Source organism: Lichenicoccus roseus (assembly GCF_005844085.1).
Lineage (GTDB): Bacteria > Pseudomonadota > Alphaproteobacteria > Acetobacterales > Acetobacteraceae > Lichenicoccus > Lichenicoccus roseus.
The window spans coordinates 513,963-540,792 of record NZ_VCDI01000003.1 but is presented as its reverse complement, the minus strand read 5'-3'; the positions used below and the strand labels follow the sequence as shown (position 1 = coordinate 540,792).

Here is a 26,830-nt window from a genome sequence, read left to right as displayed (position 1 = left end):
CTAGGGGAATGGACGGCGGTGGCGCTTCGGCTACCGCCGGAACTGCCTGTTTCGGCCGAGCCGATCCGGTGGAGAGCGCACTTGTCACCGGATGGCTGGTCGCGCCGGGCGATGGGGTGGTGGATGCCTTCATCGACGGTGAGGGCGCCGGAAGTGCGATGGTGTCATCAGGATCTGGCGACGCTGCACTTGCAGATGGCACGCGGCGCTTCAGCTATCAGATCCCCTGGAATTTCCAGGATGGGCGCTCGCACGTCCTGTCCCTGGTGCTGGGCGACGGGACTGCGATCGAATGCCCGACTCGTGGCGGCGTGACGCGCTCCAACATTCGCTTCCGCTTCGAGCAGCCACCCGACACGCAGGCTCGGGGCAAGGATCTCGACCAGGAGAGGCGGGTTGCGGCGGATGCGGGACAGGACGGCAACGCCGGCCTTGCTGATCCGCTCTCCGGGAGCATCATCACCGGGTGGGCAGTTTCGAGGCAGGCGCCGGAAGAGACGGTGCGGCTACGTGTGTTTGTCGATGGCAACGCCGCCGGCATCGCAGCTTGCGACCGTCCGCATCGGGCTCTGCGTGCGCTCGGGTTGCCGAACGAGATCGGCGGGTTCGAATTCGAGATCGGGCGCCGCTATATCGATGGGCTGACCCATTCGCTGGTCATCCTGTTCGAGGATGGCAGCACGCTTCCCTTCCTCGATGCGCAGGGGAAGACGCGGAACACAATCGACTTCACCATCAGGCCGCTGACCTCGATCGCAGGTGTCGTGGACGGCCTGCACGGGGACAGCATCAAGGGTTGGGCGGCGCGCCGGGATCTCCAGACCGGCGATCTCGAAGGCAGGCTGCGTATCGAGGTGCTGTGCAACGGGATCGGCGTGAGCGAGATCGTCGCCGACCTGCCGCGGCTGGATGTCGCGAGGGAGAATCGCTGCGATCCGGCGGTGGGCTTCGAGTTCAGGCTCCCGGCGCAATGCCGGAGCGGGGTGGAATTCGAGTTCGTGTTTCGCGTCCTGCCGGATGGCCAGGAACTGGCCGGCAGCCCGTTGGTGGTCAAGCATCGTCCGACCGAGAACGAGGGCGAGTTGCGGTCGCTGATGGAGACGGTCGAGGACCTCTGCGCCAAGACCTTCAAGCTGCAGCGCCAGCTCCATGCCATGCTGCCGGTCTCGGACGCCACCATCGACAACTACGACGGCTGGGCCCGGCGCAACCTTGCGCGGCTGCGTTCCCGTGTCGCCGGCGCTGCCACCCCGTGCGACGATCCGCCGCTGGTGTCGATCGTCATGCCGGTCCATCGCGCCAACCTCGCTTATCTGACCGCTGCGATCGCGTCCGTCTGCGCACAGACTTACCTGAACTGGGAGCTGATCATCGTCGACGACGGCAGCAGACAGACGGCACTGTCCGCCTGCCTGCGGACATATTCCGCAGCCGATCCTCGGATCGTCTGCGTGCTTGGCAGGCAGCATCGCGGCATCGGCGCAGCCAGCAACGTGGCGTTGCGGCGTGCCCTTGGCGCCTATGTGGTGATGTTCGGCCAGGAAGACCTGATGGTCGATGTCGCGCTCGAGGAGATGGTGCGGGAGGCGCTTAGGACCGGGGCAAAGGTCCTTTATTCGGACGAGGATGCGATCGACGAATTCGGCGGGCTCAGTGAGCCGAAGCTCAAGCCCGATTGGAACTACCGCCTGTTGCTCGGGAACAACTATATCGGCAGCCTGTTGATGATCGATCGGCCGCTGCTGATGCGGGCGGATCTGCTACGGACGAACTACGACGGGGCGCAGGAGCACGACCTGCTGCTCCGGCTGTGGGAAGCCTGCGAGCCCGGGCAGATCGGCCACCTGGCCGAGATCCTGTCACACCGGCGCACTGGTTCCGTGCTGTCGACTAGGCAACCGGAGGCGATCGAGGCGGGCCGGCGTGCGGTTGCAGACCATCTCGTGCGGCGCGGCTTCGCAGCGAGCGGTGTTGCCGCGCATCGCGGGGGCGCGGGCTACAGAATCAACTGGGGATACGCCGAAGAGCCTTCGGTCACCATCATCGTCCCGTTCAAGGACCAGGTGGCGACCACGCGTCGGTGTCTGGAGCGCCTGCTCAAGAATACCCGTTGGAGGGACTGGCGGATCGTGCTGGTCGATAACGGGTCGGTCACCCCGGCGGCGGCGGAATTCTGCCTGGAGGCAGCGCTGGATCCACACGTGGTCGTGCGGCAAGTGCGGGAGGCGTTCAACTACGCGCGCCTCAACAACATGATGGTACGGGAGTTCACGTCCGAATTCTACGTGTTCCTCAACAACGACGTGTTCGTCCAGCAGCCCGACTGGCTGCACATCCTGGTCGGAGAGGCGATGGCAGACCCGCGGGCGGCGATCGTCGGAGCCAAGCTGCTCTACCCGAACGGCACCGTACAGCATGCCGGTGTGATCCTGGGTGTCGGCGGGATAGCGGATCACGCCTTTCGCGGGCTTCCGGCGGATCATGGCGGATATCTTGGCCGGGCGCGTTGCGCGCAACGCTACTCGGCGGTGACCGGCGCCTGCATGCTGTGCCGGTCGGAGGCGTTTCTCGAAGCAGGTGGCTTCGACGAGCGGGAGCTCAAGGTCACCTTCAATGACGTCGACCTCTGTCTGAAGGTTGCGGCACTTGGCTGGCACGTACTCTGGACGCCGGACATGGTGGCCGAACACCATGAGTCACTCAGCCGGGGCGACGATATCTCCGCCGGCAAGGCGCCGCGTTTCTTCTACGAGAATCAGGTCATGCTCGAACGCTGGGGGGACCAGCTGACGGTCGACCCGTTCTACAACCCGCACTTCTCGCGCGATCACGGCATCTTCTCGGACCTGCGTTAGGCGGTCGCCTGCAATCTATCGGCCGCCGATGCGCACCGTCACGCCGCCGATCCCCGCAATGCTTCCCTCGAGCAGATCGCCGCGCTTGACGGCGCCCACTCCTGACGGCGTGCCGGTGAAGATCAGGTCGCCAGCTTCGAGCCGGACCAGGCGGGAGAGAAACACGATGGTTTCGGCAAGCGGCCAGATCATGTCGGAGAGGTCGCCCTGCTGCCGGAGTTCGCCGTTCACACGCAGGGTGATGGCGCCACGGCCGGGATCGTCGACATCGGACGTAGGCACCAGCAAGCCGATCGGCGCGGAGTGGTCGAAGCCCTTGGCCATATCCCAGGGGCGACCCTGCTTCTTGGCGATGGCCTGGAGGTCACGCCGGGTCATGTCCAGGCCAACACCGTAACCCCAGACATGATCGAGCGCCCCTTCGAGGAGGATGTCGCTGCCGCCGGAGCGTAGTGCCGCCACCAGCTCGATCTCGTGGTGCAGGTCGTCGGTGGCCGGCGGGTAGGGCATCTCGGTGATGCCCCGCGACAGGGCACCGGCGGGCAGGAGCGCGTCGGCGGGCTTGGAGAAGAAGAATGGCGGCTCGCGGTCGGGATCGGCGCCCATTTCGCGCGCGTGTTCCGCGTAGTTGCGTCCGACGCAGTAGACCCGGCGCACCGGGAAGGCGGCGCCGGTGGTGGTCGGCAGCAGGATGGCGGGCGGAGTGGGGATCATGTTGGGCTGGCTCATGCGCCCGAGCATACCAGATCGCCAGCCGAGGGCACCCGGGCGCGCTTGCTTTTGGCCGGCAACTTGGCCATATGCCGCATGCCGGTCGAACCGTGCCCTCAGGGTGTGGCTGGACCGGTAATTCGCACGCGGGGCGGCTCTGGTGTCCGTTTGGACAATGGCCCCGCGGAGGCACAACCAGAAGGAAAGGACACGCCGATGGCGATGCCCGACTATACTCTCCGCCAGCTGCTCGAGGCCGGTGTCCATTTCGGTCACCACACCCGCCGCTGGAACCCGCGGATGGCGCCGTACCTGTTCGGCATCCGCAACCAGGTCCACATCATCGACCTGCAGCAGACGGTGCCGATGCTGGATCGCGCCCTGCGCGCGGTCCGCGACACCGTGGCAAACGGCGGCCGCGTGCTGTTCGTCGGCACCAAGCGGGCGGCGTCCGAGCATGTGGCGGATGCGGCGAAGCGCTGCGGCCAGTACTACGTCAACCATCGCTGGCTCGGCGGCATGCTGACCAACTGGAAGACCATCACCGGCTCGATCAAGCGGCTGCGCCAGATCGAGGAGATGCTTTCCGGCGACACCCAGGGGCTGACCAAGAAGGAGATCCTGGAGATCACCCGCGACCAGGAGAAGCTGGAGCGCTCGCTGGGTGGCATCAAGGAGATGGGCGGCCTGCCGGACATCCTGTTCATCATCGACACCAACAAGGAGAAGCTGGCGGTCGAGGAAGCCAACAAGCTTGGCATTCCGGTGATCGCGGTGCTTGACAGCAATTCGGATCCGGCCGGCGTCACTTATCCGATCCCCGGCAACGACGATGCGATCCGTGCGATCACGATGTACTGCGACCTGATTGCCTCCGCGGTGCTGGACGGCATCAGCGCCGAGCTTGGCGCATCGGGCCAGGATTACGGCGGCGCCGAGGACCTGCCGATCGAGATGGCGCCCGAGGTGTCCGCATCCGAGTTGCAGGGCGAGATACCCGGCCAGGGCGAGGTGTCGGCTCCCGTCGCCGAGACCCATGCGGCTCCGGCGGAATAGTCCGGACTGCCTACCGGGAGCGGAACGCCTGGTGCGATCCGGTCCGTCCTGTTGATGCCGAAGTCACGCCCGGCCGGGTCAACGGCTGGGCGTGTTCCCTGCTTGAGGAGAGAGGCCGATGGCCGAGATCACCGCCGCCCTGGTGAAGGAACTGCGCGAAAAGACCGGCGCGGGCATGATGGACTGCAAGAAGGCGCTGAACGAGACCGGCGGCGACATCGAGCAGGCAGTCGACTGGTTGCGCAAGAAGGGCCTCGCTGCCGCTGCCAAGAAGTCCGGCCGGGTCGCCGCCGAGGGCCTCGTCGGTGTGGCATCCGGTCCGCGCATCGCGGCGATGGTCGAGGTCAATGCCGAAACCGACTTCGTAGCGCGCAACGAGAGCTTCCAGGCCTTCGTCGAGAGCGTGGCGCAGATCGCACTGCAGATCGGTGACGATATCGAGGCGATCAAGACCGCAATGCTGCCGACCGGTCGCAGCGTTGCCGACGAGATCACCCACCTGATCGCGACCATCGGCGAGAACATGTCACTGCGCCGGGCACGCGTGCTGACAGTACCGTCCGGCGTGGTGGCGACCTATGTGCACGGTGCGCTGCGTCCGGGCCTGGGCAAGATCGGCGTACTGGCGGCCCTTGAGGCGCCAAGTGAAAGCGATGCGCTCGAGATGCTTGGCCGTCAGGTCGGCATGCATGTGGCGGCGACTAGTCCGAGCGCCCTCGATGTCGATGCGGTCGATCCGGCGGCGCTGGAGCGCGAGCGGGCAGTGTTGATGGAGCAGGCGCGCGCCTCCGGCAAGCCGGAAGCGATCATCGAGAAGATGGTCGATGGCCGGGTGCGGAAGTACTACGAGGAAGTGGTTCTGCTCGAGCAGGTCTGGGTGCATGACGGCGAGAGCCGCGTGAAGGCGGTCGTGCAGAAGGCCGGCGGCAAGCTGGTGGCGTTCGATCGCTTCAAGCTGGGTGAGGGTATCGAGAAGGAGAGCAGCGACTTCGCCGCCGAGGTCGCCGCCGCCTCCGGGGTCAAGAAGGACCCGGATCCGGATCTCGAGCCGGCCTGATCGTAACCGGACTATAACAGCGGGGCGGGAGCATCCATGGAGTGGGAGGCTCCCGCCCTTGTGCTTTCCGCCACTCCCTACGGGGAAAACGCGGTCGTGGCCCACGTGCTGACGGCGGAACACGGCGCCTATCGCGGGCTGGTGCGTGGTGGGGCGTCGCGCAAGCAGGCGTCGCTGTGGCAAGCCGGCAATCTGGTGTCAGCGCGGTGGTTTGCAAGGCTTCCGGAACAGCTGGGCAATCTCGGCGCCGAACTGGTGCATCCTTCCGCCGCCCGGATCATGCTGCACCGGCTTCCGCTTGCGTTGCTGTCGTCATGTTGCGCGGTTGCCGACGGCGCTCTGCCGGAACGCGAGCCGCATCCGCGTGTGTTCGACGGGCTGGTTAAGTTGCTCACCCTGCTGAGCCTGGATGCTGAGGAGGCCCAGCGTAGTGGCGTGGTCGCCCTGATCCGGTGGGAGGCGGCACTGCTCGCCGATCTTGGCTACGGGCTGGATCTCACGAGTTGTGCGGTGACCGGTGAGGCGGGCGAGTTGAGCTTCGTCTCGCCGCGTAGCGGAAGAGGTGTCTCCGCCGTCGGAGCCGGCACCTGGCGCGATCGGCTGCTGCCCTTGCCGCCCTTCATCATGAACGCAGGGGACGTTGGCAATCCGTCAACCTGGAGCCAGGGTCTTCGGCTGACGGGACATTTCCTGGCAAGAGACGCCTTCGGGGCACGGCATCAACCGCTGCCGGCGGCAAGGTCTCGCCTGCAGGACATGATCGAGGCCATGCCCGTTGCAGGCGAGGCGCCTGGATGATCAGGACAGTCCTTCGACCATGTCCTCGTTGATGGCGACGAGCGGTGCCAGCGGCAGGTCCTGCAGCACGGCCTGGGTGCTATAGGCCATCGACCAGCGGGCCAGCCTGATGCAGTCCTGTCTGAGGACCGGCGGCAGGCGGTTCTCCGAGGATCCCAGGTCGCGGAACAGGATCGACCAGAGCTCGTGGTTGAGGCCGAGGGCTGCATTGCGGGTGGGCGGGGTGTCTGCCTGGGTAAGCTTGCGATTGACGAGACGAAAAGCGATCGCCTGCTCCTCGCGCGGCGACGTGGCAGCGGTAGCGGTAGCGTATGGATTGGCCATGGGTTGGTCCGATCAGGAGAGCGAGAGGACATCGGTCCGGCCTGTAGCTGGCCGGACCGAGGAGCCTTAGCGGAACAGCGACATGATGGAGGAGGACTGCGAGTTCGCGATCGACAGGGACTGGATGGCGAGCTGCTGCTTGGTCTGTAGCGAGGTCAGCTTGGCGCTTTCGGCGGAGAGGTCGGCATCGGTCAGGGCGCCGACGCCGGAGGTCAGTGCATCCGACAGGGTGCTGACGGTGCTTTGCAGGCCAGTGAGCAGGTTGGTGGAAGAGCCGAGCGAAGACGAGATGGTGTTCATCTTGGAGATGGCGGCGTTGACCGCGTCCACCGCGACGGCCGACCCGGTGACCGCGGTGACGGTTCCGGTGCCGACACTGCTGGCGTTGTTGGGGTCGATGGTGTTGAGGTTGCCGCCGCTGACCGTCAGGTCGCCGGTCGTAGAGTCCTTGGTGACGCCGTAGCCGGAATTCTGCACCGCGGTCATCAGGAGATCGACCTGAAGCGGAGCGGTGCCTGCCGCATTGGTCGCATTGTTGGTCTCGGCGCTGCTGGTCTCGACACTTGTGATGTTTGTCTTGGCGGTGGTGTTGCCGTTGCTGTCGACCGCGGTCGAGACCGAGTAAGTGTTGTTGTTCGACGCATCGGTCGAGACGGTGATGCTGTTGCCGGTCGCCGTGTCGGTATAGACGGAGTTGTTGTTGGCATCGGTAGAGGTGGTGAAAGCGCCGGCCATGCTGAGCACACCGCCCGTCACCGTCGCCGTAGAGCCCTGCGAACCCAGGGCGGTATTGATTGCGGTAGTAATCGCGGCGTCGGCCGTGTGGGCGTTGTTCAGGATGTAGGATGATGTGACGTACGGTGATTGCGCCGTTCCAGTTGTCGCCGTGCCGCCCGGCGCCGACGAGACCAGGGTGAGCTCCGCGGGGGTGGCTGCGCCATCGCCGAATGCAGTTGCCGTTGTGCCGACCGCGATCTGCAAGCCGGCCTGAGCGACGTTCAGCCCCGCCAGGCCAAGTCCGGAGCTGGTCGCGTTGGAGCCGGCCAGCGAGAACTTGTCGCCTACGAGATCCTGGACCGCGCTCACGGACGTGCTGGTGACTCCGCTGCCGATAGAGCCCGACAACAGGTTGACGCCCTGGAAGGTGGCGCCGGTAGCGTTGGCGTCGATCTGCTTGAGCGTGGCGTTGATGCTGTTGTTGATCGTCGTGGCGCTCAGGCCGTTGGTCTGGCCGGCGGTGATGGTCTGAGCCAGGCTCGAGAGCAGTCCGCTGGTCGCGGTTGCCTGGGTGGAGGCGGTGCTCACCACCTGGGCGGTGAACTGCAGTCCGGAGCTGACACCGGCGAGTCCGGCGATCTGGGAGTTCATGCCCTGGGAGATCGCATACACGGCCGGATCGTCCGACGCGGAGGAGATCTTCTTGCCGGTGGAGATCTGATTTTCCGTCTGGGTCAGCTGGGTTGCGGTCATGCGGAGCGAGGCCAGCGCGGCGATGGACGCCGTGTTGGTGTTAACGGAGAAGGTCATGGAAGCTCACCTCGATTGAAAGTGGGCCATAAGGGCACCTAGAGGTTAAGACATCGTGAAAGCGTGGATAAACAAGGCCGACGGCGGCCGACCCTCCCGGGTTGGGATCGAGGTCAGGAGGGACAGGACGATGCGGACTTGGGCTATCGGGCTCGCAGGGGCAGCGCTGCTGCTTGTGTGTCATGCGACGGCGCTGGCTGACGAACCGGGCGCCGGCGACGATCTGTCCCGCCAGCAGCTTGAGCGGGTGCTGGCGGTCCTGAGGGCGCAGCCTACGGCGGCGGGGCCATCCTGCCTGGAGTCCCTGCGGGACATGCACAAGACCGAGGATCAGGTCAAAGCGCTGCAGGCGCGGGCAAAAGATCCGGACAAGGCGCTGGCTCAGGACGTTCTGGAGTCCGACTACGAGAACAGCAGGGAGATTTGCGGCGCAGATGCCGCTCGCCTCTGCTACGCGCCATCGGCTTCGGCGGGCATGACGACCGCTTGCGCCGGCTTGAGGCATGCACGTCGTAACCAGTAAACTCGACGTCCTTCGAGGCGCCATCACGGCCACCACGTACTGAAATCCCCTCGCGCGGGCAATCAGAACGATAACAAGCATACCCAGACTGGATCTTTGCAAAGCCTGATCAGGGACCCGGCACACTTCATCTGCCGGGTTAGGCCGATTGCGGGGAGGACCCGCAGTTTTGGTTTCCAATATAGTCCTTACGGACTCAGCGGCACCCATAGTGATGGCTTGCTGTCGCAATCTCGCCGGGCCAAAGGACCATGACGAGAAGTCCTCGCGGTCAAGCAGGGTCAGTATAAGCAGGATCCGATTGAATACTGCCGCGATCTGCTCATGCATCGGACGATGCGGATCTGAGCCCGGGCCGAGGATGTTGTGGTAGTTACTAACCTTGCCAGAAAACCGTGCCATTTCTGTCCTTAAACCGAGTCCAGAACTAATTGCGGAAGAAGTTAGGAGAAAGCTCTTGTACAGGCGCCTAGCAGTCGTCACATTCCCGTGAGACTTCCGCGCGTTATAAAAAGAGTAAAGGACCGTCGCATATGCCCCGTTCACTTGTCTGGACCATGGAGCTCGACGACAAGCTGGAGCACCTGATCGATTTTCAGGGCGCCACCATTCGATGTGCCGCAAAACAGCTGGGAGTGAGCCGCAGCTTCGCACAGAGGCGGGCGAAATTGCTTTCCGTGCAGTCGCGGCGGCGCAACTGCTCGGAAGCGCGGGAAGCTGCTGGTGACGAGCCTCTGCGGGCGGGTCATCCGATCACCTGGAGCGCAATCTGCAAGGATACGTTACCGTTCCGATACCAGGCGGCGTGATACAGGTGTCTCAAGGCGAACGAGCGCCCTTGCAGTTGGCTACGAAAGAGCGCCTTGCGAAGGCTGCTTACCACACGAATATCGGCGGAGTACAACGCCTCGCCGAGCCGATGCTGGCTCTGCAGCGAGCCGGCGATATCCAGGACAGTCACGTGGCTGCCGCTGAACGTTGGTATCGCGACTATGTATTTGGTGTGGAAGGCGCGCGCGATCCGGAGGCAAGACGAACCGGGAATGCCCCGGACGTCCATGCCGCCATGCTTTCGCGGGTCGCAGCGTGCACGCGCCATCGAAACGTACAGGCAGCGCTTGGATGGTGTGGCGAGATCCGCTTGCGGCTCCTGCTGGTCGAAGAGCTTTCATTTTCGAATATTGCAGAAAGGCTGATGCCGACGGACGTGAACGGACGCAAAAAGATCGCGGCGCAGGTTGTCTTTCTTCTCGAGCAGCTTGCGGAACATTATGACAATCTGGATCAGGTTCGATGTCGTGGACCTGGGTGACCTCCGGGTGTGGGCGACGCGGTGAAGCAAGGAAGGTGCATTTAGTTTCGTTACTTTCAAATAAGGTTTATTGACAGTGGACCCGGTCCAGACTATAAAGTTTACATACTGAAGAAGTTGAGCCCGCCGGTAGGAATGCCAGGCGGGCTTCTTCGTCTCGGCCACCTGTCGGATGATAACTCATGCCATCTGGGACCAGCACTCGCTGCTGCGGTGATGTGGTGAAAAGCGGAAACTCGGTGTTCGCGGTGCAATCTTCCAGCAGTTCCCAGCATGTTCTGCTGCGGCTGGAGAAGCCATCCCGGGCAAGGCACCGTGCAGATGTAAGTCCCGGCCACTGGTCCGAAATCGCGCTCTGCGGCCTGCCGGCACAAGAGATCGTCATACGATGCGTTCCGATCCGGAGAAGTGGACCGTGCAAGTTGACGAAGCTGGGTCATCTGTCGGAAGCGATGTGCAGCCGGATCGCCACCGCCGTAAGCCGGGAGATGCTGATCAGGCGGTTCGAAGGCAGTCCCTCGATGCGCAGCAACCTGATGGCCTCGACGAGTTCCAACGGTCGCCGGGTAGGCGCGGTGCGGCAAGGCTGACCCTGGATCCGGTCGTCAAAGCCCCACGCAAGCGCGTCGCGAGGAAACCGATGGCGCAACGGACTGTCGCGGATGCCGTCAAAAGCCTGTCGCTCTCCGATCGCTTCCTTGCAACCCTGTCGGTGACCGGCAATCCATCAGCGGCCTGTCGAGCCAGCACCATGACCCGCAGGCAGCTGAACGAGCTGCTCGAGGCCGATGCCGAATTTGTACGCTGCTATCACGAAGCTCTCGAGGAAGCCGCCGACATGCTGGAGGCGGAAGCCTGGCGTCGTGCGTTGGAAGGCGTGCCGCATCCGATCGTCAACTCCGGCAAGCCTGTGTTGGATCCTGCCACCGGGGGCACCTTGATGGTGCGACGCTATAGCGACACGCTGCTGATGATGCTTCTGCGCGGCAGCAAGCCGGACAAATTCTCGCTCAAGGCTCCGGTGGCGGCGCGTGAGGATCCACTGCTTGTCTTGAAGGAGATCTCGACGGACGATGATCCACCAAGGCGGGAGCCGAGCGCGCGGACGGCCAGGGACGGGGCGGCAAGCAAGCCCCAAGCTTGATCGGATCGCGCTGACCGATGCGCAGTGGGACATCTACCAGGCCGGCTGGCAAGGCGATACCCGCTTCCGCGTCGCGGTGTGCGGCAGACGGTTCGGCAAGGCGCTGTCGACCGAGACAGCCCTGCGAATGCCGGACGGATGGACGACGATGGCGGAAATACGCGAAGGCGACAGGCTGTTCGACGATCTGGGACAACCCTGCCGGGTAAGGTTTATCTCGGAGATCATGACAGGGCGGCCATGCAATCGTATTGCCTTCGATGACGGGGTCGAGATCGTCGCCGATGACGAACATTCCTGGACAATTGCGTCATGGAGTGGTCCCGAGACGCTGACGACCGCGCAGATCGCGGCCAGGCTTCACGCGGCGCCGGACGAAGTCCTTACCGTGCCCGCCTGCCGCGCACTGTCGCTGGCGAGATATGCCAGCAGCGGTCGTATGGTGCCGGACGGGGTCGCCGGCTCGATCGAGCAGCGCAGGCTCATGTTGCGGATGCTGGTTCGTTGTTCTGCACCTGATGGAAACTGGTTGACGGTCATCCCGGGTGGCACGGACGACGCGGTTGCGATCGTCGGACTATTGAGATCGCTTGGATTATGTCCCTCGGCAACTAGAATTGCGGAACGCTCAGGTATTCGCTGGCAACCCGGAAGCAGAAGCCGCCGGATCGTGTCGGTCCTCCCGGTGGCCAGTGTTCCGGTGCGATGCCTGCAGGTCGACTCTGCCTCCCGCCTTTATCTCTGCGGCGACGGCCTGGTTCCGACCCACAACACGTTCCTGATGACAGAAGAGATACGCCGGGCTGCAAGGCTCGCCGTGCAGCGGCGCATCGGAACCGAGAACGAGATCTGGTACGCCGCTCCGACGTTCCTGCAGGCGAAGCGGGTGATGTGGAGCCGGCTCAAGAAGACGATCCCGGCGCGGTGGCTGGACGGCCGACCGAATGAGACGATCTGTGCGATGACCTTGCGGTCCGGTCATGTCATCAGGTTGGTCGGGCTGGACGCCTTCGAGAACCTGCGAGGATCCGGGCTCTGGTTCTTCGGCGGCGATGAGTGGGCGGATTGCCGGCCGGAGGCCTGGAGCGAAGTGATCCGGCCGATGCTGTCGACCGCCCGCGGTCATGCTTTGTTTGTCGGGACGCCGAAGGGCTTCGACCACTTCCGCGATGCCTATCTGCTCGGGCAGCCGGGTGGTGACCCGAGCTACCGCTCGTTCATGTTCACGACCTTGAACGGCGGCAACGTGCCCCCGGCGGAGGTGGACGCGGCGCGCCAGCAGCTGGACGCCCGTACCTTCAGGCAGGAATACGAGGCAAGCTTCGAGACCTATGCCGGGCGGGTCATCTATGCCTTCAGCCGAGCCGGAAATGTCAGGCCGGTCTCCTACGATGCGACCCGTCCACTGCATATCGGAATGGACTTCAATATCAACCCGATGTCGGCGACGGTCTGGCAGGAGGACGGGATTGCGACATGGCAGATCGACGAGATCGTCATGCCGACATCGAATACCGACGAGATGGCGACGGAGATTGCCCGTCGCTACGGCCGTACCGGGTTTGATCCCGGCAAGTCCATGGTCGACCACATAACAATCTATCCAGATCCGGCAGGTGCGCAGCGACGAAGTTCTGCGGCCGGGCGCACTGATATCGGGATCCTGCGTCATGCCGGTTTCGTGGTTGTTGCAGGCGCATCACATCCGCCGGTACGGGACCGGACCAACATGGTTAACCGGCAGTTCATGTCCGCCGATGGGCAGCGCCACGCTTTCGTGGATCCGGGATGCGTGCGATCCATAGAGGCCTATGAGCGGCTCATCTACCGGGACGGGACGAACGAGCCGGACAAGGGCTCTGGTCATGACCATCTGGTCGACGCGACCGGATACTACCTCTTCGGGCGAACGCTTCGCCTGCCTGGAAAGAAATTTTCCGCATCTCAATTCATGGAGCGCTGACCTCATGGACTGGCTCGCCCTCCAGGCGCGGATGCCGCGGGATCCCGACATGTCACCGAGGAGCAGTCGCCTCGGCAATCTCGAAGCCGTTCTCGAGGGACGGCAATACGATGTGCTGCCATTCGCTTTCTCCCGCGAACGCAGCGAAGCCGGGGATTATGTACCGCTGGATGAGCGGCGACCTTCGGTTCGAACCGGCCTGTGCCGCGTTGTTGTCGAGGACTCCGTCTCACTCCTGTTCAGCGAGGGCCACTGGCCGGAGATCAGCGCTACCGATCCGCGTACGGTAGAGGCGCTCGCCGACCTGGTGAGGGAGACGCACCTGAACGACATCATGCTCGATGCTGCCACCAGGGGATCGGTGGGCTCGGTCGCGCTGCTGCTGAAGGTGGTCGAGCGACGGCCGTTCATCGAGGTGCTGACAACGCGGTATCTGACGCCGCTCTGGAGCCGGAGTGATCCGGGCATGCTGGTCAGCGTCACCGAGCGATACAAGGTCACAGCACAGGATCTGGTAGCCCTCGGGTACGATGTGGATCCGGCTGCAGGGCAGATGTGGTTCGAGCGTTGCTGGAACGATGTTGCAGAGACCTGGTATATCCCTGTCGGGGTGAACCAGATTGATCAGCAGAGGCGGATCGATCATCAGCGAACGGTAGTGCACGAGCTTGGCTTCGTGCCGATTATCTGGATCCGCAACATCTCTGGCGGCGCAGGAAGTGGCCGGGACGGTGCCGACGGGGCGTGCACCTTCTCCGCCGCGATCGATACGGTCATCGAGGCGGACTACCTGCTGTCGCAAGCCGGACGTGGCCTGAAGTACGGATCGGATCCAACACTGGTGTTGAAGGATCCCGCCGGCGCAATGGCCGGCGGCAGCATGGTCGTGCACTCGGGCGGCGTCGCCAGCGCGCTGACTTTGCCGCCGGAAGGTGATGCAAAGTTGCTCGAGATCAACGGCAATGCTGCAGCTGCGGTCCTGGCTCATGTCCAGGAACTTCGTGCCATCGCGCTGGAAGCCATGCATGGCAACCGCGCGCATGGTGACCGCCTTTCGAATGCGCAGAGCGGGCGGGCCATCGAGCTGATGTTCCAGGGCCTGATCTGGCTCGCGGACAGGCTACGGATATCATACGGGGAAGTCGGGCTGCTGGCCCTGATGCGCATGGTCTGCGCAGCGTCCGGACGCGTGCGCGGTGGGCTGAGCATTGCCGGGCAGGACTACGCGGACCTCGACGCTGTGGGGCTCCGCCTGATCTGGCCGGGCTGGTTCCCGATGACGTTCGCGGACAAGCAGGCACAAGCCGCCACGGTCGCCTCCCTGGTTGCGAGCGGCGTCATCGACAAGCAGGCGGCGTTCGACATCGTAGCGCCTGTCAACGACCTGCAGGGGCACCGTGGGCGCCTCTACGGGGATGGCGTGCAAGGCGGCAGCGACACGACTTCCGAATTGCCCTGAGCAGCCCGCTCGCAGGCGATCGGCCACCAATCTTGAGGGACACCACCATAATGTCGGATCTGCAGAATGAAATCCCGGATGATGCGGTCGATGCTCCCACACCCGATGCCGTCGATCCTTCACGCGAAAGCACGGAGTACGAGAAGCGTCTGAGGCGAGACCTGGTCCGCGTCCGCGAGCAGGCGAGGGCAGCGCAAAGCGATCGGGATGCTGGCGTGGCGGCAGCGAACCGGGACCGCGACGAAGCGATCGCATCACTCAGGACCGATTTGACGGAACGGATCATCCGGTCCGAGCTGAAGGCACACGCCATCAGGGCCGGAATCGTCGACCTCGATGCGCTCAGACTGGCCGACACGGCGACCCTGTCGCTTGGTGACAACGGTGATGTCGTCGGCGCCGAAGCGTTGATCGACGGCCTGCGCCTGCAGAAGCCCTATCTGTTTGTCGACAGCCAAGCCAGGAGCGGTGTCGCCACGACGGCGCAGACCTTGCGTGCTCCGGCTCCAGCACTTCCCACCGAGATGGATGCGAGGACGCTGCCCCGGGAGGCATGGCTGGCGGAGCGCAACAGGCTGCTGGCTCCTCGAGGCTAACTGGCGACTGCGGCAACCCGATCTGATCGGCCCCGCCGCGCGCTCGTGAACGATCTCCTGCAATCAACGAAAAGGCATCCAACACGATGGCTATCCAGAACTTCCCGCAGCAGTTGCAGCCGATCATCCAGCAGGGCTTTCTCGCACGTGAATTCCAGGACGGCCTGCAGTCCAGGCTCAGCTTCCGCGCCATTGCCGACCGCGAGGTGTTTCCGAACCGGATCGGCGAGACCATCACCAAGACCCGGAAGGGACTGAAGACGCCGGTCACGGTGCCGCTGGTGACGTCCTCGAACACCAACTTCGACAACGGTCTGACGCCGTCGACCTGGTCGGTCGAGCAGTATACCCTGACCATCAATCAGTATGGTGACACCACCGATCTGAACATGGTGAGCGAGGGGATCGGCATTGCAAGCCAGTTCCTGGCAAACGCCAAGACCAACGGCACCCAGGCGATGCAGTCGCTGGATCGGATCGCGCGCAACGCATTGTTCGGAGGCTCCGCCGGAGGAGTCGGTGGTTACCTTGGTGGCAATACGAGGGTGATTACGACCCTTGGTGCAGCTGCGACCACGGTGCGGGTCGATGATCTCCGAGGCTTCCAGAACGTTCTCAGCCCGTACGGGCAGGTGGTTGGAGTCGGCGCGACCAATGGGATGACGGTCACGGTCGGGTCCAACGCCTACACGCTTGTCGGCAGCCTTTCCGACGCGGTGAATATTTCCACCGCTCCAAACGGCGTTTCCGGCACGCTGAGTTTCTCGACCAACGTCGCCGTGAGTGACGGCACGATCAGTCAGGCGGTGATTGCCGCCACCGCGCCCCTGGTGCTGCGGCCGAACGGGCGCACCAGCACCGCCGGTTTGACGGCTCCGACCGGGACCTATGGCGCGGTTTCGTACGTACCGGGCGATACACTGGGCATCCAGACAGTGCTCGGTGCGGTTGCTGCGCTGCGAATGAACAACGTGCCGCCGATCAACGGCTCGTTCAACTGCTACCTCGATGATCAACAAATGCTCGGTCTATTTCGCGACGGCGACTTCAAATACCTGTACCGAGGCGCCTACGGGTCAGATGTCTATCACTCCGGCGCAATCGTGGAACTGCTCGGCGTGCGGTTCGTCCCGACGACGGAAGCCCCACAGCAACTCAGCCTTGGCGCCGGCGCAATCCATCGCGCCATCGTCTGCGGTCAGGGCGCACTGGTCGAAGGCGACTATCAGGATATGGGGCACCGAGACATCCCAGACGCGGAAAAGTCGCTGATCGAGCATGTGGATAATGTCGTCATGGTGACGCGTGAGCCACTCGACAGGTTGAAGCAGATCATCGCGCAGTCCTGGTACTGGATCGGTGGCTTTGCCTTGCCGACCGACTCAACCGCAAGCACCTCGATCATTCCGACCTCCACGAACAGCTACCTCAAGCGCGGCGTCGTCATCGAGAGTTTGTAGTGGCACGCCGTCCGCAACCTCCGGAGCTCGGGCTGCCTGGCAACGGAGCCGGTGAGAACGCTGTCGCCAGGCCGATGCGGCTGGTCCATCCACACGGCTTCTATCATGCTGACGGCGTGCATCGGTTCTGGGCAGCCGGGCAGGTTGTGCAGGATGGCGCGGAGCTGGAGCTGCTTCGCAGACGCGGGGTCGATTTGCAGGAGACATAGCAATGTCCGGCTCAAGCAGCTTAGCGACAGCAGACCTCACGGATGCCGAGCGAGTCGATGTGCGGCGGTTCTGCGGGTATCCTGCATTCGGCAACACGGCGTCCGGCGGGCAGTCCTGGCGATTCTTCCAGGCCTACGGAACGCTCGAATTCCGTCTGAGCAACGTCACTGCGGAAGAACTCCAGGTCATCAGGCAGTATCTGGCCTGGCTGTATCTTCTTGAGCAGGCGGTTCCGACAGCGGCGGCAAACCTGGATACCGACAAGGCCGCGTCCTGGACGCACAGCAGGACCGAGGTGATGGACCGTGTGCGGCTTTTCGATGAGTGGCGGCGCCGGCTGGCGGTCTTCCTCGGTATCCCCCTGGATCCCGATAGCGCCTTCGGCGGCCGCATCGTCATATGAAATCGGTGCGGGGAGCGGGGAGCTCTCCCTCGATCCGCTGCCAAATCACCCGGGAGGGACCGCATGAATTTTTTCTCGGGCTGGATCGGCTACGGCGTGTCGGTAGCCGGAGGCGCTCTCCTAGAACCGGTCGACCCGGTTTATGCGAGGCGTCCGATCCTCTTCAGCCCGCTGCAGAACGGGACGAGCTTCGATATAGGCAGCGGAACCTGCGGGCCATCATCGACAAGCTGGGGAACGCTTGCCTTCGCCGGAGTGTTCGACGCTGCGGTCGCAGGAAACCTGTTGCTGTGGTGGCCGCTCTTGTTGCCGACATCGGTGCCGGCGTCATCGACGTATACCACCGGACCCCGCGCGAACACCCTGGTCTTCCGGAGCCTGCGCGAAGGCCCGGACGTGGTGACCTACCCAGGCGGCAGCATACCGGCGGTGATGCCGAACGGCACGCAGGTTACTGCGGGCGTGGCACTTCAGGTCGCTGGCGGCGTGCTGGCGGCCGTGCCGTTCGTATTCGGCGCCAGCGTTGTGATGTCGCAACTCCCTGCCGCCTCTGCGACGGGCGGCAGCGGACAGCTCTGGAATGACGGTGGCGTGGTGGCGGTATCGTAGGAGAACGACATTGGACCAGATCAGGCTGCAATCGCTCATCGGTCGCGGTCTTGCGCTCTGCGGCTCGATCACCGGAGGCAGCTATCTGCAATACCGCCCGACGACGGCGCTTGATCCGATATCCGTCTCCACTCCGATCGCGACACTCAACTGTGCCTTCGACTTCAGCAAGGACCTGCAGCTTCTGACACCCACGCCGCCCGGTCACCCATTCGTGCTAGTGCTGGTCGATCCCGGTCGGCTGCTTGCCGGAGACCTGCTCGTCGGTGCGGACACCTACTTCATCTCGCGGGTGGAGGCCCTGCAGCCGGCCTGGGCTGTGTTGTGCAACGCCACGGTCAGCCTGGTGGATACGGCACCCGCGACATCTCCCGGTGCGAACTCCTACGGCGGACAGGTTGTCGCGGCTAACCTACTCGTCGCCAGCGGCTGGCCGGCGAGCATGCTCGCGAAGAACCGTGGCGAGCAGGACGTCACCAAGCTGCCTAGCGATACGCGTGCCGCATATTTCGAAGTCTTCCTGCCAGCGATTCCCGGATTCACGATTGGGCCGGGACTTGAGCTGCAGGATCAGAACGTTGCGAACTATACCATCATGAGCTTCGAGACGACCGACTTCGGCTGGAAGCTTATCGTCGGGTTGGCGACGAGCTGACGATCATCCTGCTCTGGGACGAGCACTCAACCGGGGGGCGACGGTGTGGCGGACATATCCGATGTCGAGGAGGCACTCTGCGGGCTGATCCTCGCGGCGACATATCCGGATGGCGTCGGCTCCCCTAGCATTACGGGCCCCACGATCAAGATCTTCAGGGGCTGGCCGATCAACAAGACGCTCAACGCCGACCTGCAGAACGGCATGCAGAACGTGACCGTGTTCAGCAGGGCCAACTCGACACGCGATACCTCGCGCTACGCCAGGCACTGGCGGACGATCTCGACAACTGTATCGACGATGACCATCAGCGTCGATGGAATGCAGGCAACGCTCGGTGGCTCCGGCGGCGCAGGCCAGACCGTTGGCTTGATTGTCGACGGTGTCGGATACGCCTATACGCTGACGGCTGCCGACGGATCGGCCAGCACCGCGACGATGCTTGCCGCGCTGCTACCCTCGGCGGCCAGTCAGGGCAGCGTCATTACCGTCACCGCGGCGAGAACGCTGCAGGCCAGGATCACCGGCAGCGGTATTGCAGAGATGGAAACCCGGCGCCAGGAACAGGGCCTCATGGTGTCGGTCTGGTGCCCGACGCCGGCAGGCCGCGACGTCCTCGCCAGTGCCATCGATAATTATCTTGCTCCGATCGACTGGTTATCATTGGCCGATGGAACGTCGGCGCGGCTGACCTACCATAGCAGCGCCGAGACGGATGAATCCCAGAACGCCATCCTCTACAGGCGTATCCTGAACTACACCGTCGAGTATGCAACGACGCTGCGCATGACCAGCGCACAGATGATGTTCGGCATTGGCACGCTGCAGAGCGGTGGCATCGAGCAGGGGTTCAGCTGCCTGGCGCCGCCTTCGCGGCTGGTCGTCCCACCTCTTGGCGCAATCCGCTTCGATGCCTGGTACGATCCGTCGAACGGGGTCGATCAGCAACTCGCTGTCGTGCTGTCGCCGCCGGAATTCAATTTTCGGCTTCCGTCTGATGCGTCCGTCGACGCGGGACTGGCTTCCTGGCCGGTGGCAACCCAGTCAACGATCGATGCTGAGATCGTGTCGGCGATCGCGGCTGGCCTGGCCTTCTGGGCATTCGACAGCTATCGACCTGATGACAGTCTGAGCCTCGCGCTGAGCCTCTACCTTTCGAGCGCCTATCGACCGCGGTTGAAATTCTGCATGCTCGGGCAGACTTCGAATTGGGGATCCGGTGGCGAGGATCAGCCGTCCCTGCTGCGCGACATCTCGATGATGACGCAGGGCGGCTACATGACGGTACTCGGGGGCAGGCCGCTCTATCTTGTTCTGGACGCCTCTGCAGGCCAGATCGCCGGCTTGCCGCCAGGTGGTGTCGCTGCAGCTATCGCATTGGTGAGAACACAGGTGCAGGCGGCGGGCGCAGCCAACCCCTATGTCGTGTGGCTTTCCGGTGCGGCTCTCGCGGATTACGACAATACCGCCAAGGCGACTGCCGTAGGTGCGGATGCAGCCGGTGCCTACGCGACGCCGAGGTTGAACGGCGCACCGCAGCCATATTCGGCACTGCGGCTCGCCGCACGGCAGGACTGGGCGGCGAGGGCGGCCACCGGATTCCCGATGGTGCCAACCGCCATGACAGGTTGGGACCAGCGGCCGTTGATAGAAACGCCGCAAGCCTTTTACCCAATCCCGCCCGACCTGACGCCGCTCAACTACTACGACACCGCGTCGGCTGCCGAACTGGGATCCCACGTGGTCGAACTGGTCGAGGCGGTCGGGACTTACAGCGCGGCATGTCCAGCTCAGGTCGGACTGATCTATGCATGGAACGAGCTGGCCGAAGGTGGCTGGCTTATGCCGACATTCAGTCCCGCCGGACCTGATCTTGATCGATGCGCCGCGACATCCGCTGCCATCGCTGCGGCTGTCGAGAAGTCGAAGCAGCCCTCCATCGCACTCATCTCCTGACGGGAACATCATGACCGACGTCCACCCAGATGCGCTTGTCGTTCTGCACGCCTTCGGACCATACTTTCGCGGGCAACTCCTGACCGATCCGGCCGTGATCGCCGCCATCCTCGGGGGCGGCAACGCGTCCCTGGTGGTCCGGACCCGGCTGCCACAGCCTTCTCCTGTCCAGGCTGAGTGAGGCATCGCGAACATGGTACAAATCACGCAGTCCGGTGCACTCAACACCGCGGCGCTTGTCGTTCCAGATCTGTATGTGCAGATCACATCCCCGCAGGCGCTCAGTCTCAACGGAGTTCCCAGCGACCTGCTTGGCATCGTCGGAACGGCAAGCTGGGGGCCGGTCGATCAGCCGGTGCTGTTCGGCAGCCTTGCCGGCTACAATGCCGCCTTCGGAGCAGTTCTCGTGCGCGGGTTCGATATGGGAACTCCGGCTTCCTGCGCGATCGACCAGGGCGCCTCCGCGCTGGTCGGTGTGCGGGTCACTGACGGCACTGATACCGCCGCCAACTACGCGGTGCTTTACAGCGCTGTCGCCGGCAACTACCCGTTGCTGCTGACCGCGATCTGCACTGGAAGCCGGGGAAACCAGATCGCCATCGTGCTCGCGGGCGGCACCAGCGCCAACAGCTGGAAATTGACTCTTCAGGTTCCCGGCATGTTGCCCGAGGTGTTCGACAACATCGCGGGAGGAGGCGGGCCGGCCAATCTCTGGTCCAACATGGTGTTGGCCGTGAACGTCGGAACCGGGCCTATGCGCGGCCCGTCGCAGCTCTGTCTTGCGACACTCGGCGCGGGGACTGCAATCGCGCCAGCGATGATCGGCAACCAGTCCCTGATGGGGGGGACTGACGGCGTCACCGGGATTGCCTCGGCCGCCCTCGTCGGCATGGACGGGCTCTCCCGGACCGGGATGTTCGCCCTCAGGGGGCAGGGATGCGCGGTAGCACTGCTGGCGGACTGCACCGACCCCACGGCATGGTCGGCAATGAGTGCATTCGGTCTGCAGGAGGGCATCTACATGATCGCCTGCGGTGCAAGCGGCGACAGCATCGTCAGTGCGATCGAGAGCAAGCAGAGTTTCGGCATCGACTCCTACGCCCTGAAGATGATGTTCGGAGACTGGCTCTACTGGTATGATAGCGACAACAGCCAGACCCGGATGGTCAGTCCGTTGGGATTTGTTGCCGGCTGCCTCGTCAACCTGTCACCCGAGCAGTCGGGCTTGAACAAGCAACTGTCCGGCATCATCGGGAGCCAGAAAAGCGGGTTGTCCTCCAGCGGGCAGACGACGACCTATTCGTCCGTCGAATTGCAGGCCCTGTTCTCCGCGGGCATCGACGTGATCTGCAACCCTGCTCCAGGTGGCGCATACTGGGCAATCCGTTGCGGCCATAACAGCTCGACCAACTTCGTGATCGCGTCGGATGCATACACGCGGATGACCAACTTCATCGCCCAGACGCTGGCTGCGGGGATGGGACGTTACGTCGGCAGCGTGATCAATTCCACCCTCCTGTCGAATGTTCGAGCGACCTTGCTCGGGTTCCTGTCGAACCTGGTCGGGCAGGGGATCCTGGGCTCGGTGGATGGGTCGATCCCCTACGCCGTCGTCTGTGGAACCACGAACAACCCGGCTGCTCGCACTTCCCTTGGCTACGTACAGGCCGACGTGCAGATCCAGTACCAGGGGATCAACGAGAAGTTCATCGTCAATCTGCAAGGCGGGCAGGGCGTCACCATCACATCGAGCCAGACTCCCTCGATCCGGTAGCCGGCTTCACGCCGCCCCTGTCAATGCCTTGGCGGCGCCGGGCCTTGCCGGCCTCGCCGCGATCAACGAATTGAGGATCAACCTTGGGCAATCCCTATAGCATCGGACGCGACTGTCAGGTCGTGCTGCTGTGGAACGGCATCCGCATCGACTTGCGTGATGTCGTGGGCTTTCAGGCGGAGCAACAGGTCAAGCTGCAGCGGTCCGATCCGCTCAACAGCGTGCCGGTCGAGTTCAATACGCCAGCGGGGTGGCGTGGCCAGTTCCATATCGACCGTGGGTCCTCGGCACTCGACGACCTCATCGTCGCCATCGAGGCCGCGTTCTGGAATGCGGGTATCATCGGGTCCGGGACGATCTACCAGTATGTCAACGAAACCGACGGGTCGACCAGCACCTACGAGTTCACCGGGGTTGCGCTCACCCTGAGCAACTCGGGGACCTACAAGGCGGAGGCCATCGTCACTCAGACAATCAACTTCTTTGCCAGCCAGAGGAACAGGATCTGATATGCTCCCATCCGAAATCGACAGCGGCGATGGCAGGAAGTTTTCCCTGCTGGCGTCAACGCCGGCAGACATGCTCGATCTGCTCGAGGCTGCCGGGCCCGCGGCGGGCTCGGAGGCCTGGATGCGCTACGCCCTGATGATCTGCTCGGTGAGCGCGATCGACGGCAAGCCGATTTTGATGCCGCGGACCAAGGAAGCCGTCCGAGAACTGGCCCGCAAGGTCGGCAACGCCGGAATGGATGCCCTGGCGTTGGCACACTATCCCGAGCCGATTTCCGACGCGACGATGACCGACGAGCTCGACACCGCAAAAAACTAAGTCGGCACTCCCTGCTCATGCAGATGATGTATCTGCTCAGCAACGGGGTGCCGTGGCCGGAGATCCTGGCAATGTCGGCCGTGCGTCGGCTTGCCTGCTGTGTCTGCCTGGGTGAGATCGACGGCGGCGTGTTCGACTGGTCTAGCCTGAGCTGGGCGGTTCAACCGATCTGACCATTCGAGACAAGCGCTGGAGTGATCTGCATGTCGGATGCCCTGAGTGCGGCAGCCGATCCTGTGCATGCAGGATCGGCGGTTTCCATCATGCGCCGCGCCATGCGGTCAACCGCTGCCGGGACGGACGGCCGGGATGCCGGCCTGCTCGCGCTGCTACTGGCCGGCGGCGGCGCCGGAAGCGGTGTGCCCCGCCGTCGGAGGAAGGCGACCGGTCCGGGCCGCGATGTAAATACAGAGGGCGAAGGGGTCCGCCCGGGTGTGATCGGCGATCGGCCGCAGGGGATCGGGGCGCTGACGGCGGTTTCGTCTTCGAGAGCTTCGACTGCCGGGGCGGCGAAACTGGCCGTCGTGCCGCCTGGTAGATCGCTCGGGCACGCCCAGCGATCTGGACTGCCGCGTGGGCGGCAGGGTCTGGCCGGCGAGCGTACAATAGTGGCGAATTCCGCATTGGTCCCGCCGCTCGTCGCAGTCAAGAATGCGCGGCTTCCGCCGCAAGCGTCGTCGGGGTTGTCGATGCCCCGCGCTGGCCTGGGGGCGGTCTTGAAGGCCGTAACCGCGGGAAACGAACCGCCGCGCCCCGATCTTGGCCGTGGCCGCATGATGACGCAGCCTGCGACGCCCGCTGCCATGCGTCAGGCGCCGGGCGTCGAGCGTGACGGCCGGCAGGCACTCCGGCGACGGGGCTTCGCTGGGCCCTCGACCATCGACGGCCAATACGCTTCTGCGATCACCGCGCCAGGAACCGGCAGATCGCCCGAGGGACCGCCATTCGCCGGCCCGGCGGGAAACCGACACCTGTCCTCGGCGCAGGACGGACGGTCCGCGATCGGCAGCCTCCCTTCGCGGCTGTTCATGGCGCCACCTGCCGGACGAGCGATCGTGACGCCGACGACGGGCGTAGCGGCTGGCGTATCGGGCAACGAAACGGCCCTGCAGGCCGCGATGTCCAAGCATGTCGCATTCGTCGGCGCCGGGATTGTGCCGCGCCGCATAGCCAGCGCCAGCTCCGGCGAAACGGCGCCGTCGGGTGGCTTCACCACAGGCGCACGTTCGGCGGGCCTGCGATCATCATCCGCGGGATCCGGGCGCGACGGCGTCCCGCAGGTTCAGGCAACGTCATCGGGTGCGTCGTCCGGCAGCAGCGCGCCAGATGGAAACGGGAGTGGAACGATGATTGCCTTGACTGGGGAGATCGCAATCGATGGCCGCAAGCTCGGACGGATCACCGCCGCCAGCCAGGTCAGCAGCGCCAGCCTGCCGCCCCGATCCGCGTCGGCGGTCAACATACGCGCCATGCCGGTCTTCACCGGGTCGAGCGTACCGTTGTGAGCGGCGGGGCCGGTCTTGCTCTTGTCGAAACGCTTCTGGCAACTCTGGGCCAGGCACCGCTGATCCTCGGCCCGGTGGTGTTTCTCGGCCACGAGGTTCCCGCGCGGATCAGGGTCGGCGGCAAGCAGACTTCCAGCATACACCGGTTGCCCGGTGGCGGTCGCATCATCGACACGATGGGCGCGGACGATGGCGCGATTGCCTGGACCGGATACTTCACCGGACCGTTCGCAGCCGCGCGGGCGCGCATGGTCGACGCCATCCGCCGGAACGGCAGCGCCGTCGGACTGAGCTTTGGCGATTACGCCTTCACGGTCGTCGTGGTGAGCTTCGACTACGACATCCAGGACCGTGGTGCGGTCATCTCCTACCGCCTGCGCGCGGAAATCGTCCCGACGGGCATACTTATAATCGAGAATACCGCTGCCGGCATCGCTGCCAGCATCGTGGTCGACCTGCTCGCCGCGTCGGCGCTGCTGCCGGCTAACGCGGGCGCAGGGGCATTCAACCAAGCGCAGGACCTGTTGGGTTCAGCCACGGCCCCGACCTCGACGCTTGCTCTGGCGTCGGTGGGCAGCGCGATCTCGGCAGGCGGTCAGGCGCTGCAGCTCGCATTGTCATCGACCGGAAGCCGCTTGCTCGACGATCGCGACAGTTTCGACGGGAACGGCGTGTCCCCGACCCTGCTGACCGGAATGACGCAGGATGCCGGTCAGCTCGCCGCCATGACGCAGTCCGCCGGCTACGTCAATCGCAGCCAATCCAACCTTAACCAGCTGGCCGGCCTTCCACAGGGCGATCCGCTGGTCTTTGCGTGAGGCAACATGACCATCATACGCGTGGCGGACATCACCCTGTTCCATGTCGCGGCGCAGCAGCTCGGCGACGCCACACAGTGGAACCGGATCGCCGCCCTGAACAGCCTGTCCGATCCGATGCTGCACGGTGTCACGGTGCTGTCTCTGCCGCCGCTCGACACCGGCCTGGGCGGCGGGTTGCCGTCACAGTGAGCGCTACCATCACGACCCTCTGTCGCCGTCCGCGCGCGCGCGTGCTTGTTTCGGGACAGGCGATTGCCGGCTGCAGGTCGATGGAGATTGCAACCAGCAACCTGGCGCAGGCGGGCAGTTTCTTTACCCAGATCGCAATCGACACCGCCACGATCGGCGCCGCGTCGTCGTGGTACAACGCGGACACGCTGGATCTGACGATCCAGCTCGGCTTCGTCCCGGAAGGTGCGAGCGAGGGTGCCGTGGGCTGGCAGAACATGCTGTCGGGACGGGTCGACCGGATGCATTTCGATCCTGTTGCCGGACTGGTTACGCTGGAGGGTCGCGACTACGCGGCGCGCCTGCTGGATCTTCCGGTGTCCGAGACCTTCCTCAATTGCACCAGCAGCGATGTCGCACAGCAGCTCTCGACACGGTGCGGGCTGAGCGCCGCCATTGATCCGACTTCCACCTTCGTCGGGCAATATTATCAGATCGAGCATGCGAGGCTCTCGCTGGCGCCGTTCTCGCGCTTCGGAACCGCCTGGGACCTCCTCTCCAGCCTGGCGCAGATCGAGCAATACGATCTCTGGGTTGACAACAGCACCTTGAACTTCAGGTCGGCTGCGAGAAGTGCCGGAGCTGCCATACCGATCACATTCCGGACCGGCGGCCCGGGTGCGTCATCCGCCACCGTCAACGCAAGCACTCTGACCGTGCAACGCTGCCTGGCTCTCGCAGGAGACGTTCCGGTGGTTGTCGCGAGCTGGAACAGCCGGCACAGAACCCGCATACAGGTCCAGGCCGGTGCCGGTGGCGGGTCCGGCGCAAGCGCCATCAGGGTGCTGCGACCCAACCTGCCGGCGGACACTGCGCAGGCGTTGGCCAATTCCGTCAGTGCCACGGCGCTTTCCCACCAGCGAAGCTTGACTGCCACGATGGCCGGCGACCTCACGCTCAACCCGCGTGACAGCGTTCGGCTGACCGGACTGGGCGCTCCGTGGGACGGGGCGTATCGCGTCACCCGGCTGGAACGGGAATTGACCCTGCATGGCGGTTTTGTGCAGCGGGTCAGCGCACAGGCAGCGTCCGGCTGACAGCGCCACGCGTCAAACG

Annotated in this window: 28 protein-coding genes; 25 read left to right on the top strand and 3 right to left on the bottom strand. The window is 64.2% G+C overall.

All coding sequences use genetic code 11. The annotated features are described in order from the left end of the window. The first annotated feature begins 8 nt into the window (after positions 1-8). The gene (locus FE263_RS11750; RefSeq protein WP_138326162.1) at positions 9-2,855 is read left to right on the top strand and encodes a glycosyltransferase family 2 protein; all 2,847 of its coding nucleotides are present in this window, start codon (positions 9-11) and stop codon (positions 2,853-2,855) included. Positions 2,856-2,870: 15 nt separating this feature from the next. On the opposite strand, the gene FE263_RS11745 is transcribed toward FE263_RS11750, so the two are convergent. Continuing rightward, a complete protein-coding gene (locus FE263_RS11745) occupies positions 2,871-3,584 on the bottom strand; it encodes a fumarylacetoacetate hydrolase family protein (RefSeq protein ID WP_138326161.1) in 714 nt (237 codons plus the stop codon). A 198-nt stretch (positions 3,585-3,782) separates the two neighbouring features. On the opposite strand from FE263_RS11745, the gene rpsB reads away from it, so the two are divergent. The 3 genes from rpsB (at position 3,783) to recO (ending at position 6,477) form a co-directional block, all read left to right on the top strand. Then, a complete protein-coding gene (rpsB, locus tag FE263_RS11740) occupies positions 3,783-4,622 on the top strand; it encodes a 30S ribosomal protein S2 (RefSeq protein WP_138326160.1) in 840 nt (279 codons plus the stop codon). A 118-nt stretch (positions 4,623-4,740) separates the two neighbouring features. Next, the gene (tsf, locus tag FE263_RS11735; protein WP_138326159.1) at positions 4,741-5,679 is read left to right on the top strand and encodes a translation elongation factor Ts; all 939 of its coding nucleotides are present in this window, start codon (positions 4,741-4,743) and stop codon (positions 5,677-5,679) included. A 36-nt stretch (positions 5,680-5,715) separates the two neighbouring features. Continuing rightward, on the top strand, positions 5,716-6,477 hold the full coding sequence (gene recO, locus FE263_RS11730) for a DNA repair protein RecO (protein WP_138326158.1): 762 nt from the start codon (positions 5,716-5,718) through the stop codon (positions 6,475-6,477). Here the strand turns inward: recO and FE263_RS11725 are convergent, their stop codons facing one another. Together FE263_RS11725 and FE263_RS11720 are read right to left on the bottom strand one after the other, a co-directional pair. After that, the gene (locus tag FE263_RS11725; protein ID WP_138326157.1) at positions 6,478-6,801 is read right to left on the bottom strand and encodes a flagellar biosynthesis regulator FlaF; all 324 of its coding nucleotides are present in this window, start codon (positions 6,799-6,801) and stop codon (positions 6,478-6,480) included. Positions 6,802-6,867: 66 nt separating this feature from the next. Then, positions 6,868-8,328 carry a flagellin gene (locus FE263_RS11720; protein WP_138326156.1) on the bottom strand — a complete coding sequence of 487 codons (1,461 nt, stop codon included), beginning with the start codon at positions 8,326-8,328 and terminating at the stop codon, positions 6,868-6,870. A gap of 130 nt (positions 8,329-8,458) precedes the next feature. Between FE263_RS11720 and FE263_RS11715 the strand changes: the two genes are divergently transcribed. The 21 genes from FE263_RS11715 to FE263_RS11635 all read left to right on the top strand — a co-directional run bounded on the left by FE263_RS11715 (position 8,459) and on the right by FE263_RS11635 (position 26,811). Continuing rightward, positions 8,459-8,851, top strand: a complete 393-nt coding sequence (locus FE263_RS11715) for a hypothetical protein (RefSeq protein ID WP_138326155.1) — start codon at positions 8,459-8,461, stop codon at positions 8,849-8,851. A gap of 533 nt (positions 8,852-9,384) precedes the next feature. Next, entirely contained in the window at positions 9,385-9,660 is a 276-nt protein-coding gene (locus FE263_RS11710) for a hypothetical protein (protein ID WP_138326154.1), read from the top strand. 29 nt (positions 9,661-9,689) lie between these two features. Continuing rightward, positions 9,690-10,163: a hypothetical protein gene (locus tag FE263_RS11705; protein ID WP_138326153.1), complete on the top strand. Its 474-nt coding sequence runs from the start codon at positions 9,690-9,692 to the stop codon at positions 10,161-10,163. A gap of 388 nt (positions 10,164-10,551) precedes the next feature. Next, positions 10,552-11,307, top strand: a complete 756-nt coding sequence (locus FE263_RS11700) for a hypothetical protein (RefSeq protein WP_138326152.1) — start codon at positions 10,552-10,554, stop codon at positions 11,305-11,307. Beyond that, complete coding sequence (locus FE263_RS22100; protein ID WP_171034059.1) at positions 11,237-13,270, top strand: hypothetical protein; 2,034 nt, start codon at positions 11,237-11,239, stop codon at positions 13,268-13,270. The genes FE263_RS11700 and FE263_RS22100 overlap by 71 nt, the downstream gene beginning before the upstream one ends. Before the next feature lie 4 nt (positions 13,271-13,274). Next, a complete protein-coding gene (locus tag FE263_RS11695; protein ID WP_171034058.1) occupies positions 13,275-14,729 on the top strand; it encodes a phage portal protein in 1,455 nt (484 codons plus the stop codon). Between the two features lie 50 nt (positions 14,730-14,779). After that, positions 14,780-15,325: a phage scaffolding protein gene (locus FE263_RS11690; protein ID WP_138326150.1), complete on the top strand. Its 546-nt coding sequence runs from the start codon at positions 14,780-14,782 to the stop codon at positions 15,323-15,325. Between the two features lie 86 nt (positions 15,326-15,411). After that, positions 15,412-16,785, top strand: coding sequence for a DUF4043 domain-containing protein (locus FE263_RS11685; RefSeq protein WP_138326149.1), 1,374 nt, complete (start codon positions 15,412-15,414; stop codon positions 16,783-16,785). A gap of 211 nt (positions 16,786-16,996) precedes the next feature. Next, positions 16,997-17,398 carry a hypothetical protein gene (locus FE263_RS11680; RefSeq protein WP_138326148.1) on the top strand — a complete coding sequence of 134 codons (402 nt, stop codon included), beginning with the start codon at positions 16,997-16,999 and terminating at the stop codon, positions 17,396-17,398. Between the two features lie 63 nt (positions 17,399-17,461). Continuing rightward, positions 17,462-18,007 carry a hypothetical protein gene (locus FE263_RS11675; protein WP_138326147.1) on the top strand — a complete coding sequence of 182 codons (546 nt, stop codon included), beginning with the start codon at positions 17,462-17,464 and terminating at the stop codon, positions 18,005-18,007. Positions 18,008-18,017: 10 nt separating this feature from the next. Beyond that, positions 18,018-18,662, top strand: coding sequence for a hypothetical protein (locus FE263_RS11670; RefSeq protein WP_138326146.1), 645 nt, complete (start codon positions 18,018-18,020; stop codon positions 18,660-18,662). 45 nt (positions 18,663-18,707) lie between these two features. After that, complete coding sequence (locus tag FE263_RS11665; protein WP_138326145.1) at positions 18,708-20,618, top strand: hypothetical protein; 1,911 nt, start codon at positions 18,708-18,710, stop codon at positions 20,616-20,618. A 10-nt stretch (positions 20,619-20,628) separates the two neighbouring features. Then, the gene (locus FE263_RS22095) at positions 20,629-20,799 is read left to right on the top strand and encodes a hypothetical protein (protein ID WP_171034057.1); all 171 of its coding nucleotides are present in this window, start codon (positions 20,629-20,631) and stop codon (positions 20,797-20,799) included. A 12-nt stretch (positions 20,800-20,811) separates the two neighbouring features. Then, the gene (locus FE263_RS11660; protein WP_138326144.1) at positions 20,812-22,392 is read left to right on the top strand and encodes a phage tail protein; all 1,581 of its coding nucleotides are present in this window, start codon (positions 20,812-20,814) and stop codon (positions 22,390-22,392) included. Positions 22,393-22,475: 83 nt separating this feature from the next. Further along, positions 22,476-22,901, top strand: coding sequence for a hypothetical protein (locus FE263_RS11655; protein ID WP_138326143.1), 426 nt, complete (start codon positions 22,476-22,478; stop codon positions 22,899-22,901). A gap of 1 nt (position 22,902) precedes the next feature. After that, positions 22,903-23,220, top strand: coding sequence for a hypothetical protein (locus tag FE263_RS11650; RefSeq protein WP_138326142.1), 318 nt, complete (start codon positions 22,903-22,905; stop codon positions 23,218-23,220). 23 nt (positions 23,221-23,243) lie between these two features. Further along, positions 23,244-23,393, top strand: a complete 150-nt coding sequence (locus FE263_RS22090) for a hypothetical protein (RefSeq protein ID WP_171034056.1) — start codon at positions 23,244-23,246, stop codon at positions 23,391-23,393. A 1,173-nt stretch (positions 23,394-24,566) separates the two neighbouring features. Next, complete coding sequence (locus FE263_RS22085) at positions 24,567-24,725, top strand: hypothetical protein (RefSeq protein WP_171034055.1); 159 nt, start codon at positions 24,567-24,569, stop codon at positions 24,723-24,725. Further along, positions 24,722-25,543 (top strand): hypothetical protein, encoded by an 822-nt coding sequence (locus FE263_RS11645; RefSeq protein WP_138326141.1) that lies wholly within the window; start codon positions 24,722-24,724, stop codon positions 25,541-25,543. Before FE263_RS22085 ends, FE263_RS11645 begins: the two co-directional genes overlap by 4 nt. 6 nt (positions 25,544-25,549) lie before the next feature. After that, a complete protein-coding gene (locus tag FE263_RS11640; protein ID WP_138326140.1) occupies positions 25,550-25,735 on the top strand; it encodes a hypothetical protein in 186 nt (61 codons plus the stop codon). Between the two features lie 80 nt (positions 25,736-25,815). After that, positions 25,816-26,811 (top strand): hypothetical protein, encoded by a 996-nt coding sequence (locus FE263_RS11635; RefSeq protein WP_138326139.1) that lies wholly within the window; start codon positions 25,816-25,818, stop codon positions 26,809-26,811. Positions 26,812-26,830: the final 19 nt, after the last annotated feature.

What these genes read in the sequence shown, in the direction of transcription:
- FE263_RS11750 (WP_138326162.1), top strand. Translation starts at nt 9, where the DNA reads ATGGACGGCGGTGGCGCTTCGGCTACCGCCGGAACTGCCTGTTTCGGC.
- FE263_RS11745 (WP_138326161.1), bottom strand. Translation starts at nt 3,584, where the DNA reads ATGAGCCAGCCCAACATGATCCCCACTCCGCCCGCCATCCTGCTGCCG.
- rpsB (WP_138326160.1), top strand. Translation starts at nt 3,783, where the DNA reads ATGGCGATGCCCGACTATACTCTCCGCCAGCTGCTCGAGGCCGGTGTC.
- tsf (WP_138326159.1), top strand. Translation starts at nt 4,741, where the DNA reads ATGGCCGAGATCACCGCCGCCCTGGTGAAGGAACTGCGCGAAAAGACC.
- recO (WP_138326158.1), top strand. Translation starts at nt 5,716, where the DNA reads ATGGAGTGGGAGGCTCCCGCCCTTGTGCTTTCCGCCACTCCCTACGGG.
- FE263_RS11725 (WP_138326157.1), bottom strand. Translation starts at nt 6,801, where the DNA reads ATGGCCAATCCATACGCTACCGCTACCGCTGCCACGTCGCCGCGCGAG.
- FE263_RS11720 (WP_138326156.1), bottom strand. Translation starts at nt 8,328, where the DNA reads ATGACCTTCTCCGTTAACACCAACACGGCGTCCATCGCCGCGCTGGCC.
- FE263_RS11715 (WP_138326155.1), top strand. Translation starts at nt 8,459, where the DNA reads ATGCGGACTTGGGCTATCGGGCTCGCAGGGGCAGCGCTGCTGCTTGTG.
- FE263_RS11710 (WP_138326154.1), top strand. Translation starts at nt 9,385, where the DNA reads ATGCCCCGTTCACTTGTCTGGACCATGGAGCTCGACGACAAGCTGGAG.
- FE263_RS11700 (WP_138326152.1), top strand. Translation starts at nt 10,552, where the DNA reads ATGCGTTCCGATCCGGAGAAGTGGACCGTGCAAGTTGACGAAGCTGGG.
- FE263_RS22100 (WP_171034059.1), top strand. Translation starts at nt 11,237, where the DNA reads ATGATCCACCAAGGCGGGAGCCGAGCGCGCGGACGGCCAGGGACGGGG.
- FE263_RS11695 (WP_171034058.1), top strand. Translation starts at nt 13,275, where the DNA reads ATGGACTGGCTCGCCCTCCAGGCGCGGATGCCGCGGGATCCCGACATG.
- FE263_RS11690 (WP_138326150.1), top strand. Translation starts at nt 14,780, where the DNA reads ATGTCGGATCTGCAGAATGAAATCCCGGATGATGCGGTCGATGCTCCC.
- FE263_RS11685 (WP_138326149.1), top strand. Translation starts at nt 15,412, where the DNA reads ATGGCTATCCAGAACTTCCCGCAGCAGTTGCAGCCGATCATCCAGCAG.
- FE263_RS11680 (WP_138326148.1), top strand. Translation starts at nt 16,997, where the DNA reads ATGTCCGGCTCAAGCAGCTTAGCGACAGCAGACCTCACGGATGCCGAG.
- FE263_RS11675 (WP_138326147.1), top strand. Translation starts at nt 17,462, where the DNA reads ATGAATTTTTTCTCGGGCTGGATCGGCTACGGCGTGTCGGTAGCCGGA.
- FE263_RS22095 (WP_171034057.1), top strand. Translation starts at nt 20,629, where the DNA reads ATGACCGACGTCCACCCAGATGCGCTTGTCGTTCTGCACGCCTTCGGA.
- FE263_RS11660 (WP_138326144.1), top strand. Translation starts at nt 20,812, where the DNA reads ATGGTACAAATCACGCAGTCCGGTGCACTCAACACCGCGGCGCTTGTC.
- FE263_RS11650 (WP_138326142.1), top strand. Translation starts at nt 22,903, where the DNA reads ATGCTCCCATCCGAAATCGACAGCGGCGATGGCAGGAAGTTTTCCCTG.
- FE263_RS22090 (WP_171034056.1), top strand. Translation starts at nt 23,244, where the DNA reads ATGATGTATCTGCTCAGCAACGGGGTGCCGTGGCCGGAGATCCTGGCA.
- FE263_RS22085 (WP_171034055.1), top strand. Translation starts at nt 24,567, where the DNA reads ATGATTGCCTTGACTGGGGAGATCGCAATCGATGGCCGCAAGCTCGGA.
- FE263_RS11640 (WP_138326140.1), top strand. Translation starts at nt 25,550, where the DNA reads ATGACCATCATACGCGTGGCGGACATCACCCTGTTCCATGTCGCGGCG.
- FE263_RS11635 (WP_138326139.1), top strand. Translation starts at nt 25,816, where the DNA reads ATGGAGATTGCAACCAGCAACCTGGCGCAGGCGGGCAGTTTCTTTACC.